This window comes from Pseudomonas sp. (assembly GCF_002796985.1).
Classification (GTDB): domain Bacteria; phylum Pseudomonadota; class Gammaproteobacteria; order Pseudomonadales; family Pseudomonadaceae; genus Pseudomonas.
Map to the genome: position 1 here is coordinate 22,256 of NZ_PEKX01000010.1, position 11,343 is coordinate 33,598.

The 11,343-nt window shown below is 66.5% G+C and carries 11 protein-coding genes; 6 read left to right on the forward strand and 5 right to left on the reverse strand.

Annotated elements, in window-relative coordinates; genetic code table 11:
* Window positions 1-298: 298 nt before the first annotated feature.
* Window positions 299-2,068: a methanol/ethanol family PQQ-dependent dehydrogenase gene (locus CTR55_RS17130; protein ID WP_296288025.1), complete on the forward strand. Its 1,770-nt coding sequence runs from the start codon at window positions 299-301 to the stop codon at window positions 2,066-2,068.
* 82 nt (window positions 2,069-2,150) lie between these two features.
* Here the strand turns inward: CTR55_RS17130 and CTR55_RS17135 are convergent, their stop codons facing one another.
* Window positions 2,151-3,212, reverse strand: a complete 1,062-nt coding sequence (locus CTR55_RS17135; RefSeq protein ID WP_296288026.1) for an ABC transporter substrate-binding protein — start codon at window positions 3,210-3,212, stop codon at window positions 2,151-2,153.
* A gap of 266 nt (window positions 3,213-3,478) precedes the next feature.
* Here CTR55_RS17135 and CTR55_RS17140 point away from each other — a divergent pair, with 266 nt between their 5' ends.
* From CTR55_RS17140 to CTR55_RS17150, 3 genes are all read left to right on the forward strand, one after another.
* Window positions 3,479-5,071: an ABC transporter permease gene (locus CTR55_RS17140; protein ID WP_296288054.1), complete on the forward strand. Its 1,593-nt coding sequence runs from the start codon at window positions 3,479-3,481 to the stop codon at window positions 5,069-5,071.
* On the forward strand, window positions 5,068-5,895 hold the full coding sequence (locus CTR55_RS17145; RefSeq protein WP_296288027.1) for an ABC transporter ATP-binding protein: 828 nt from the start codon (window positions 5,068-5,070) through the stop codon (window positions 5,893-5,895). The genes CTR55_RS17140 and CTR55_RS17145 overlap by 4 nt, the downstream gene beginning before the upstream one ends.
* A 119-nt stretch (window positions 5,896-6,014) precedes the next feature.
* Window positions 6,015-7,625 carry an arylsulfatase gene (locus tag CTR55_RS17150; RefSeq protein ID WP_296288028.1) on the forward strand — a complete coding sequence of 537 codons (1,611 nt, stop codon included), beginning with the start codon at window positions 6,015-6,017 and terminating at the stop codon, window positions 7,623-7,625.
* A gap of 118 nt (window positions 7,626-7,743) precedes the next feature.
* Here the strand turns inward: CTR55_RS17150 and CTR55_RS17155 are convergent, their stop codons facing one another.
* Together CTR55_RS17155 and CTR55_RS17160 are read right to left on the reverse strand one after the other, a co-directional pair.
* Complete coding sequence (locus tag CTR55_RS17155; RefSeq protein WP_296288029.1) at window positions 7,744-7,896, reverse strand: hypothetical protein; 153 nt, start codon at window positions 7,894-7,896, stop codon at window positions 7,744-7,746.
* Window positions 7,897-7,989: 93 nt separating this feature from the next.
* Window positions 7,990-8,307 (reverse strand): DUF883 family protein, encoded by a 318-nt coding sequence (locus CTR55_RS17160; protein ID WP_296288030.1) that lies wholly within the window; start codon window positions 8,305-8,307, stop codon window positions 7,990-7,992.
* 394 nt (window positions 8,308-8,701) lie between these two features.
* Here CTR55_RS17160 and CTR55_RS17165 point away from each other — a divergent pair, with 394 nt between their 5' ends.
* Complete coding sequence (locus CTR55_RS17165; protein WP_296288055.1) at window positions 8,702-9,148, forward strand: N-acetyltransferase; 447 nt, start codon at window positions 8,702-8,704, stop codon at window positions 9,146-9,148.
* 137 nt (window positions 9,149-9,285) lie between these two features.
* On the opposite strand, the gene CTR55_RS17170 is transcribed toward CTR55_RS17165, so the two are convergent.
* Window positions 9,286-9,690 (reverse strand): hypothetical protein, encoded by a 405-nt coding sequence (locus CTR55_RS17170; RefSeq protein WP_296288031.1) that lies wholly within the window; start codon window positions 9,688-9,690, stop codon window positions 9,286-9,288.
* A 190-nt stretch (window positions 9,691-9,880) separates the two neighbouring features.
* A complete protein-coding gene (gene gstA / locus CTR55_RS17175; RefSeq protein ID WP_296288032.1) occupies window positions 9,881-10,498 on the reverse strand; it encodes a glutathione transferase GstA in 618 nt (205 codons plus the stop codon).
* Between the two features lie 109 nt (window positions 10,499-10,607).
* Between gstA and CTR55_RS17180 the strand changes: the two genes are divergently transcribed.
* A complete protein-coding gene (locus tag CTR55_RS17180) occupies window positions 10,608-10,931 on the forward strand; it encodes a helix-turn-helix domain-containing protein (RefSeq protein WP_296288033.1) in 324 nt (107 codons plus the stop codon).
* Window positions 10,932-11,343: the final 412 nt, after the last annotated feature.

Consider the following 11,343-nt stretch of genomic DNA (forward strand, 5'->3'; position numbering starts at 1 on the left):
ACCCATCCTACCCATGCGCTCCCGGAGGCGAGTCCGACTGTAGGAGCGTGCCCGTCTCTCGCGAAACGTAGGAGCGGACTCTGTCCGCGATAGGTCCGCATCGCGCCAGATGCCATCGCGGACAGAGTCCGCTCCTACGCAACCCCCAGCTTTCGCGTGCTGCCGGCCCGGTATTGCTACCAAGGAACTAGAAAAATCGGCACTGCGTTCAATTGTTGGCTCGGCCCACCAAACCAAGAATCTGCGACAGACCGGGGAAATTTCCCGGGTACAACAACAATCGCAGAGGCTCACCGCCATGAGACAGCTTCAACCTTTCGCCCGCACCGTGCTGTTCACCGCCATCAGCCTGGCCAGCCTGGGCGCCCACGCCGGGGTTACCGACCAGGACATCGTTGATTCCGCCAAGCGCACCGACCAGATCGTGGTCAACGGGATCAACCAGCAGGGCCAGCGCTTCAGCCCGCTGAACACCCTGAACAGCGACAACGTGAAGGAACTGCGGCCGGTCTGGGCGTTGTCCTTTGGTGGCGAGAAGCAGCGCGGCCAGCAGGCGCAACCGCTGATCAAGGACGGTGTGATGTACGTCACCGCCTCCTACTCGCGGGTGTTTGCCGCCGACGCGCGCACGGGGCGCAAGCTGTGGCAGTACGACGCGCGCCTGCCGGACGGCATCATGCCCTGCTGCGACGTGATCAACCGTGGTGTGGCCCTGTACGGCGACCTGGTGATCTTCGGCACCCTCGACGCCAAGCTGGTCGCGCTGAACAAGGACACCGGCAAGGTGGTGTGGAAGAAGACCGTGGCCGACTACAAGGCCGGTTACTCCATCTCCGCCGCGCCGCTGATCGCCAAGGGCAAGCTGATCACCGGCGTGGCCGGCGGCGAGTTCGGCGTGGTCGGCAAGATCGAGGCCTACAACCCCAGCAACGGCGAACTGCTGTGGAGCCGCCCGACCGTGGAAGGCCACATGGGCTACGTCTACAAGGACGGCAAGGCCGTGGAGAACGGCATCTCCGGTGGCGAGGCGGGCAAGACCTGGCCGGGCGACCTGTGGAAGACCGGCGGCGCCGCGCCCTGGCTGGGCGGCTACTACGACCCGAGCACCGACTCGCTGTTCATCGGCACTGGCAACCCGTCGCCGTGGAACTCGCACCTGCGCCCCGGCGACAACCTGTTCTCCTCTTCGCGCCTGGCGCTGAACCCGGAAGACGGCTCGATCAAATGGCACTTCCAGACCACCCCGCACGACGGCTGGGACTTCGACGGCGTCAACGAGCTGGTGTCCTTCGATTACAAGGACGGCGGCAAGACCGTGCAGGCCGCAGCGACCGCCGACCGTAACGGCTTCTTCTATGTGCTCGACCGCACCAACGGCAAATTCATCCGTGGCTTCCCCTTCGTCGACAAGGTGACCTGGGCCAAGGGCCTGGACGAGAACGGCCGGCCGATCTACGACGACGCCCACCGTCCGGGTGCGCCGGGCGCCGATGCCAAGGGCACTTCGGTGTTCGTCGCACCGTCCTTCCTCGGCGGCAAGAACTGGATGCCGATGGCTTACAGCCAGGACACCGGGCTGTTCTACGTGCCGTCCAACGAGTGGGGCATGGACATGTGGAACGAGAACATCGCCTACAAGAAGGGCGCGGCGTACCTCGGCGCGGGCTTCACCATCAAGCCGCTGAACGAGAAGTACATCGGCGTGCTGCGCGCCATCGATCCGAAGACCGGCAAGCAGGTCTGGCGCTATGAGAACTACGCGCCGCTGTGGGGTGGCGTGCTGGCGACCCACGGCAACCTGGTGTTCACCGGCAACCCCGAAGGCTACCTGATGGCCTTCGACGCCAAGACGGGCAAGAAGCTCTACCAGTTCAACACCGGCTCGGGCGTAATCGCCTCACCGGTTACCTGGGAAATGGACGGCGAGCAGTACGTGACCGTGCTGTCCGGCTGGGGTGGTGCGGTGCCGCTGTGGGGCGGCGAAGTGGCCAAGCGCATCAAGGACCTGGACCAGGGTGGGATGATCTGGACCTTCAAGCTGCCGAAGGACCTGGTGGCCAAGAAGTGATGTTCCAGTGAGGTGAGCAAAGGGCCGGCCATTGAGCCGGCCCTCTGTTTTAGTGCGCCTGCCGGCGCCTTGTTGCACCGGCTTATCGAATCGCCGCCACCGGCTGCCCGGCCACCTGCCGGCTTGCCGCTTCCTGCAGTGCCGGGTTGGCCCAGTCGGCCGCCTTGAACTCACGGCGAATCAGGCCGTAGGACTTCGCCGCCGTGATCGAGGCGTCCAGGCGACCGAGGAAGTCGGCATCCAGCCGGGGTGAGAGCACCTCCACCAGCGGTCGGCCCTGGTATTCGCTGTTGAAGATCACCGTCGGGTAGCTGGCCTGCCGGGAGATCAGCTCGATGAAGGCGTCGCGGTTGGCCTCGGCGCTGGCCCACTGCACGGCCTGCAACTGCACCTTGAGCAGGCGTTCGGTGAGGTCCGGGTGAGCGTCGACGAATTCGCCATTGCCGACCAGAAGTGCCTGCAGGGTGCCGGCGCCGCCAAGGTCGTGGGTACTCAGCGGGATTTCCGCCAGGCCCTTGTCGCGCAGTGCGAAGAGGCCGGCCAGGCCCCAGGTGGCGTCGATCTGCTTGGCCGCCAGGGCGGCGAGGGCGGCACTGAAGTCGAGGTTGATGACCTTCAGGTCCTTCTCGGTCAGCCCGGCGCTGGCCAGGGCGTTGTCGAACGACAACTGGCTGGCAGTGCCGCGGAAGATGCCGACGCGCTTGCCCTTGAGATCGGCCAGGGTCTTGATCCCCGAGCCCGGCTGTACGCCCAGGTAATGGTTCACGCCGCGGGCGGTGGCGGCCAGCACGCGGCTGTCCAGGCCGCTGGATTTGCCGATGATCGCCGCCAGGTCGCCGAGGTAGGCGAAGTCCACCTGGCCGTTGGCGAAGGCTTCGTTGACCACTGGGCCTGCGCCCTTGAAGAAGGTCCAGGTGACCTGGATGCCGTCGGCGGCGAATTCCTTCTCCAGCAATTGGCGGGTGTAGAGGATGTCCGCCACGCCAGCGCTGGAGTGGTTCTGGCCGGCGCTGACGTCCGGCACGGCAATGCGGATTTCCTTCACCGGCTCGGCGGCGTTGACGACGATCGGATAGGCACCGAGCAGGCCGGCCAGCACCGGCGCAGCGAAGAGAGAGAGCAATTGAGTGGTGAGGGCCTTCATGGCGCCTGCCTCCTGCAGTGGGGGAGCGCGTGTGGCTCCGGCGTCCGCACTAAAGGCATGGGGCCGTCCAGCGACAAAATAATAAAAATTCATTTTTTAGTAATTATTCGAGCTAAGCGAACAGCCATCGGGCTTCGCGGGCAGATGCCGTGAGGGCATAAAAAATATTCGGCGAATGCATTGGATGAGCGCGAAGGCCTTCCCTTAAATGGCCTGTGTTAGCTCATAAATGAATTGATATAACTATTTATATTCCAATGAAGAATATTGCCAAGCCGAACCACCATGCTCTTCCCGCGCCACGCCTGAGCTCCTCGAAGCTGACCTGGCGCGGAGTCGAGCCCATCCTGCCGTGGCTGCTGCCGCTGGCCATCGCCGTGCTGTGGTGGACGGCCAGCCACCGTCACTGGATGTCCGCGCAAATCCTCCCCACGCCCGAGCTGGTGCTGCAGGCCGGGCGCGAGCTGCTGGCCGGCGAGCTCTGGCAGCAATTGGGCATCAGCCTGAAACGTCTGTTCTGGGGCCTGCTGGCCGGCATCCTCAGCGGGCTGGCACTGGGCGCCTGGCTCGGCTTCAGCCGCCGTGCCGAGCGTCTGGTGCTGCCCACCTTCAGTGCCCTGGCGCAGGTCCCGACGCTGGCCTGGATTCCGCTGTTCATGCTGTTCTTCGGCATTGGCGAGCTGCTCAAGCTGGTGGTGCTGATCAAGGCGATCATTGTCCCGGTGACGCTGCACACCCTGGTGGGCGTGCGCGATGCCCAGCCGCGCCTGCGCGAGGCCGCCGCCGTGCTGCGCCTGCCGCGCCGCCTGCTGTTCTGGCGATTGATCCTGCCGGCGGCGCTGCCGGCTTTCCTGACCGGCGTGCGCCTGGCCCTGGCGCAGGGCTGGACCTCGTTGCTGGCGGTCGAGCTGCTGGCCTCCAGCGAAGGCATCGGCTACCTGATGGTGCAGGCGCGCCAGCTGTTCATGCTCGACATCGTGTTCGTCTGCATCCTGGTCATCGGCCTGGTCGGTGCGGCCATGGACCGTGGCATCCAGGCGCTGGACCGGCGCCTGGTGCATTGGCCGCAGCCGGCCGCCGGAGAATTCCGCCGCAGTCGTACGGGGCAGGGCTGGGAGCGCCTGCAACCCTGGTTGCTGCCGCTGGCCCTGCTGGCGATATGGCAGGCGGCGAGTGCGCTTGAGTGGGTCGATCCGGCGATCCTCGCCAGCCCCGCGTCGGTGGCGGTCGCGCTGTGGGACGGCCTGCTGGACAACAGCCTGACCACGGCGCTGCTCGCCAGCCTGCAACGCACGCTCGCCGGTTTGCTGCTGGGCGGCTCGCTGGGCTTCCTGCTGGGGCTGGGGCTCGGTTTGTGGCGCCCGGCAGAACGGCTGCTCGGCCCGTCCTTCGCCGCGCTGCGGCAGGTGGCGATCTTCGCCTGGGTGCCGCTGCTGACCGCCTGGTTCGGCCTCGGCGAGCTGGCGAAGGTGGTGTTCGTCGGTCTGGCCGCGTTCTTCCCGCTGCTGCTGGCGACCCAGCGCGGCATTGCCAGCCTGCCGGCGCAACTGACCGAGGCGGCCATCGCGCTACGTCTCTCGCCCTGGCAGCGGCTGCGTCGGCTGGTGCTGCCGGGGGCCGCGCCCTCGGTGTTCGCCGGGGTGCGCCTGGCGCTGATCTACGCCTGGCTTGGCACCATCGGCGCCGAGTACTTCATGCCCTCGAATGGCGGCATCGGCAGCCTGATGATCGGCGCGCAACAACTCTTCCGCATGGACCTGGTGGGCGCCGGCATGTTGCTGGTCGGCCTGACCGGAGCCCTGCTGGCCGCCCTCGGCCAGCGCATCGAAGCGCGGGCGACGCGCTGGAGACACGCATGAACGCATTTGCATCCCCGGCCCTGGTGAGCTTTCGCCAGGTCGCCAAGAGCTTCCCCGTGGACGGCCGCGAGCTGCAGGCCATCGAGCGCTTCGACCTGGAGATCGCCGATGGCGAATTCATTGCCATCGTCGGCGCCAGCGGCTGCGGCAAGTCCACGCTGCTGCGCCTGCTGGTGGGGCTCGACCGCGAGTTCCAGGGCGAGATCCGCATCGACGGTGCGCCCATCGACGGCATCGGCGGCGAGCGCGGCATCGTGTTCCAGGAGCACCGCCTGTTCCCCTGGCTGAGCGTGGAGCAGAACGTCGCCCTCGGCCTGGTCAACGAACCGCTGAGCGAGACCGGCAAGGCCGCCAAAGTGGCCGAATATCTGCAGCTGGTGGGCCTGACCGCCTTTGCCCGCGCCTATCCGCACCAGCTGTCCGGTGGCATGGCGCAACGCGTGGCCATCGCCCGCGGATTGGTCGCCAGCCCGCGCATCCTGTTGCTGGACGAGCCCTTCGGCGCGCTGGATGCACTGACTCGCCAGCAGTTGCAGGAAGAGTTGCTGCGCATCCGCCAGCGCGAACGCATCACCACCGTGCTGGTGACCCACGACGTGGAGGAGGCGCTGTTCCTCGCCGACCGCGTGGTGGTGATGGCGCCGCGCCCGGGGCGCATCAAACGCATCGTCGAGGTGCCGCTGGCGCATCCGCGCGAGCGCGGCGGCTACGACTTCCTGCGCCAGCGCGAGGCACTGCTGCACGAGCTGACCGGGGAGGGCGACTATGTCGCGCCGCCGCTCAAACGGGTGGAAGACCTGCCATTCGAGTTCATTGCCTGCTGATCCAGAAATCCACCCCCTGTAGGAGCGAGCTTGCTCGTGAAGCTCTTCGTCCAGGCCGCTCTGGAATGTTCGCGAGCAAGCTCGCTCCTACAGGCTCATCCCACCTACCGAGTCCGACCATGAGCAAACGCCCCAACTTCCTCGTCATCGTCGCCGACGACCTCGGCTTCTCCGACCTCGGCGCCTTCGGTGGCGAGATCGCCACGCCGCACCTGGACGCCCTGGCCCTGGATGGCCTGCGCCTGACCGACTTCCACACCGCGCCGACCTGCTCGCCGACACGCTCGATGCTGCTCACCGGCACTGACCACCACATCGCCGGCATCGGCACCATGGCCGAGGCGCTGACGCCGGAGCTGGAAGGCAAGCCCGGCTACGAGGGCTACCTGAACGACCGTGTGGTGGCGCTGCCGGAGCTGCTGCGCGAGGCCGGCTATCAGACTTTGATGGCCGGCAAATGGCACCTGGGCCTGAAACTGGAGCAGGCGCCCCATGCGCGCGGCTTCGAGCGCTCCTTCTCGCTGTTGCCGGGGGCCGCCAACCACTATGGTTTCGAGCCGCCCTACGATGAAACCACGCCGCGCATCCTCAAGGGCACGCCGGCGCTGTACGTCGAGGACGACCGGTTCATCGAGGACCTGCCGGCGGACTTCTATTCCTCCGATGCCTTCGGCGACAAGCTGATCGACTACCTCAAGGAACGCGACCAGAGCCGGCCGTTCTTCGCCTACCTGCCGTTCTCCGCGCCGCACTGGCCGTTGCAGGCGCCGAAGGAAGTGGTCGACAAGTACCAGGGCCGCTACGACGCCGGCCCCGAAGCGCTGCGCCTGGAACGCCTGGAGCGGCTCAAGCAGCTGGGCCTGATCGACGCCGACGTGAAGGCGCATCCGGTGCTGGCGATCAGCAAGGAATGGGCGCGTCTCAGCGACGAGGAGAAGGCGCGCTCGGCGCGCGCCATGGAGGTCTACGCGGCGATGGTCGAACGGCTGGACTGGAACGTCGGCCGTGTCGTCGAGTACCTGCGCCAGCAGGGCGAGCTGGACAACACCTTCGTCCTGTTCATGTCCGACAACGGCGCCGAGGGCGCTCTGCTGGAGGCCTTCCCGCGCTTCGGCCCGGACCTCCTGAGCTTCCTCGACCAGCACTACGACAACAGCCTGGAGAACATCGGTCGCGCCAACTCCTACATCTGGTACGGCCCGCGCTGGGCGCAGGCGGCCACTGCGCCGTCGCGGCTGTACAAGGCCTTCACCACCCAGGGCGGCATCCGCGTGCCGGCGCTGGTGCGTTACCCGGCACTGCAGCGCCAGGGCGAGATCAGCCACGGCTTTTCCACGGTGATGGACATCACTCCGACCATCCTCGACCTGGCGGGCGTGCGCCATCCGGGCAAGCAATGGCGCGGCCGCGAGGTGGCCGAGGTGCGTGGCAAGTCCTGGCTGGGCTGGCTCTCGGGCGAAACCGAGCAGGCGCACGACGAGAAGACCGTCACCGGCTGGGAGCTGTTCGGCATGCGCGCCATCCGCCAGGGTGACTGGAAGGCGGTGTACCTGCCAGCGCCAGTCGGCCCGGCCACCTGGCAGCTGTATGACCTGGCCCGCGACCCCGGCGAGACAAAGGACCTGGCCAAGAGCGAACCGGCGAAGCTGGACGCGCTGATCGAGCACTACAAGCAGTACGTCAACGAGACCGGCGTGATCGACGCGCCGCCTCCGTTCCTCGCGCGCTGATCGCGAGCCCCATGGCCTCTCTCCCGTTAGCCTGCTGGTGTGGGAGAGAGCCGGCGGCCGCCCGGCCGCTTGGGCTGGCAGCGGCCACCGGAATGCCTTTTTCCCTGCTTTTCAGCGGTTATGCCGGCCCGTCCTTGAGGCCGTCCTGGTGGGCGGCGGACAGGTGAGGCTCCTGCCGGCTGTCCTCCGGTTCGATATCCAGCAACGCATCCAGCGATTCCTCACGGGTCACTTGCGGATCGGGGTCGGGCGTATCCCGTGGGATTTTCATGCTTGCCTCGGCGGTTTGCTGGCGAGGGCCCGCAGGCGGGCGCCAGCCACTACCACCTTGCGTGGCCGATGGGTCGGGCTCACCGGGATGGCCTCAGCGGTGCTGGCGACTCAATGCACAGGCCGCCGCCAGCAGTCCAGCGGCGGCAGCCAGCACCGCCACGGCCTGCCAGGGGTGTTCACCGGCATATTCACCGCCAGCGCGGATCGCCCGACGGCTGCGCTGGATCAGGTGCTCGCTGGTTTCGCGGCTGTCGTCCACCAGGTCGCGCAACTTCGCCTTGAACGCCGGCAGTTCGTCCGTCGTCAGGTCTCGGCTGCTGGCCAGCAGGCTTTCCAGGTCATTCACCAGGGATTGCAACTCCTGCACGGCGCTGTTGCGAGTAGAGGGGAACCATCGATAGCTGCCCATGGACTGTCTCCTTGATTGTTTCTGCTTGGAAGTGGCTGGGCCGGAACATGCATTGGGCTTTGCGCTGCCGCTGAGCGGTGATCGGCACCGCTTGCGTCGTGCTTCGAGCGCGCTGGCCCGTGCATTTGCCGATTGGCGCGACCCATTTGAAAGAGCCTTCTGGCCGTCAGGCGTTCAGTGATTCGGATGAGTGGAACCTGACGGTTTGCTTCGCGCGTGCTTGAGTGCAGAGGGCGCTTGTCGGCACATCGCTGTCTCGGGTAACGGCGAATGAGGTGCACGCAGGTGCGACGATTGGCGGCAGTGCAGGGGGGCGCATGGCGGTTAGCGCTTGTGCGAGGATGCCGCCGCCACGCCATGAGCACTTCAACGAACCGGGGGATTGCAGCCGATGATGATCCGCGACTTGCGCGACGACGACATGGACCGGGTGCTGGATATCTGGCTGCGGGCCTCGCAGCAGGCTCACCACTTCATCGACGCCGCCTTCTGGCAGGAGCGCCTGCCGGACATGCGCGACGTCTACCTGCCCGCCGCCGCTTCCCGCGTCGTCGAGAGCGATGGCTGCGTCAGCGGTTTCTACAGCCTGCATGACGGCGCGCTGGCCGCGCTGTTCGTCGCCCCGGAATGCCAGGGCAAGGGGCTGGGCTCACAGTTGCTGAGCGACGCGAAGATTCACCTGCCGATGCTGGAACTGGCGGTTTACTCGGATAACGCCGGCGCGGTGGCGTTCTACCAGCGGCACGGATTCGTGGTGCTGGAGGAGCGCGAGGACGAGCACACCGGGCATCCTGAAACTCGCATGGGCTGGACCGCACGGGCGGTGTCCTGCGGGTGCTGAGGGGCGGCTTGTCGAGTCGTATCGCTTTCCCGAAGCTGGCCGCTGCCTGAGCAGCAGCTCGAAGGCTGATCGCGCAGCGCAGAAAGCCCCCTGCCCGAATGGGCAGGGGGCTTTGTCGTTTTTGCCCGATGGGGCGGCTACCAGAAGTGGCCGGCATGCCGGCTGGACGCGTAGTCCAGGTGCAGGGCGAAGGAGCTCTGGAAGAATTCCAGCAAGCGGGTGTCCAGCACCATTTCGTTGAGCGAGGCCAGGGAGCCGATTACCTGCTGCACATCGGCTTCGGTCTCGCCGCAGCGGTTCTCGTGGCACAGCCGCTGGCTCTGCGCGTCGGCGCTGATACGGCAGATGCATTCGGCCTCGCGGCAGGAGTTGCGCACCTTCAGGCGCAGCTCCGGCAGGTCGCGGCGGCCATCGAGCAGCTCGACGCTGCACTCCAGGCCGTGCCGGCGGGCGAATTCGCTGGCGCGGGCGAAGGCTGGCAGGGCCACCTCCACCAGCGCGCTCTGGTAGGCATTGGCGAAACTCTCGGGGTCGTCGCTCATCCAGGGTCTCCTGTGCTCGCAGCACGCATCCCGGCCTACGGGCGGCAGGGGGGTGAGTCATGGACCACGGAATACGCAGCTTGCACGATGATTCGGCGGCTTTTCCGCCGAGCGGTTGGTCGAACGCTCTGGCAGCGTGAGCCCTTGCGATCAGCACAACAGCGTCCGTTGAGGGCCGCCTGCAGGAGCCTCAGTGCACCGCCGCTGATTCGGCTTCCGCGCGCAAGGCGGCGATGACCGCCGGCCGCGCGCCGATCTGTTCGCGAAAGCGGCGAATGGCGGGGAGGGCTGCAAGATCGACTTTCAGGTATTCCGCCCAGCCCAGCACGGTGAACAGGTACGCATCGGCGACGGTGAAACCGTCGCCAAACGCATGACCGTTATCGGCCAGCACCTGCTCCATGTAGCCCAGTCGCTTCGCCAGCTTGCCGCGCAACACCGCCTTCGCGCCTTCCGCAATCTCGCTGCTGAACAGCGGGCTCATCCCCGCGTGAATTTCGCTGCCGATGAAATTCAGCTGGGCCTGCAGTTGCGTGCGCGCCACGCTGCCGTTGACGGGGGCCAGGCCTGCGTCGGGCTGCAAGTCGGCGAGGTACTGTAGAATCGCCGCGCCTTCGGTCAGCACCGTGCCGTCCTCCAGTTCCAGCGCCGCCACGTAACCCTTCGGGTTGATCCGGTAGAAGTCGCGACCATCGGCGGTGCGCTTGCTCTGGTTGTTCACCCGCACCAGCGAAAACGGCAGGCCCAGCTCGCGCAGCACGATATGCGGGGCGAGGGAGCAGGCGTTGGGGGCGAAGTAGAGTTTCATCGGGTGGGTCCTGGTCGGAAATGGGTGGCCAGTATTCCCGACCCCGATACGTCGCGTAAGAACGCACTTTTTTGTGGCCAGGGCACAAAAAGGTTACCGGGAAGGAAGGATGAAGAAGAACGTTTCGGGCTGTTCCGTCGAAGAGGCCATGCGCGTGATCGGCGGCCGCTGGCGCCTGTTGCTGGTGTCGTATCTGCTCGATGGCAGCAAGCGCTTCAACGAGTTGCGCCGCGACATGCCGGAGATTTCCCAGCGGGTTCTGACCGCGGAGCTGCGAGCGCTGGAGGAGGCGGGGCTGGTGATTCGCACCGTCTACCCTGAGGTGCCGCCACGCGTGGAGTACTGCCTGAGCGGTGACGGTGAGCGACTGCGCCCGGTGGTGGAGGTGGTGAAGACCTTCGGCCTCTGGCTCAAGGCCCGCCCGGAGCTGTAGGAGCGGACTCTGTCCGCGATGTCTGACCGGCCGCTCCCTTCATCGGTCTGGTGCATGGGGTAGTCGATCGCGGACAGCGTCCGCTTGTGTCTGGCAACTTCGTGCCAGGGCTTGCCCTCACCCTAGCCCTGGCTGCGCGCCCCGCTCAGGGGGAGAGGGGACAGTTCGGTGCAGAATGAAACCATGGCGTCAGCCGGCACATTCGGCTCCCTCTCCCTGAGGGAGAGGGCTGGGGTGAGGGGGGAGGCACAGGCACGGACTATCCGGAGGAAGACAGTTGCTCCTACGCCCGGTTGGGCAGCCGTGCGCTGGGTTGCACCTTTTCCAGCCCTGGCACGAACACTGCTTTCTTCCTGCCGCCCGGCCGGCCCTCGTGGGTTGCGGCGGGCCGAGCCCGTGGCCGTGCTCCGTT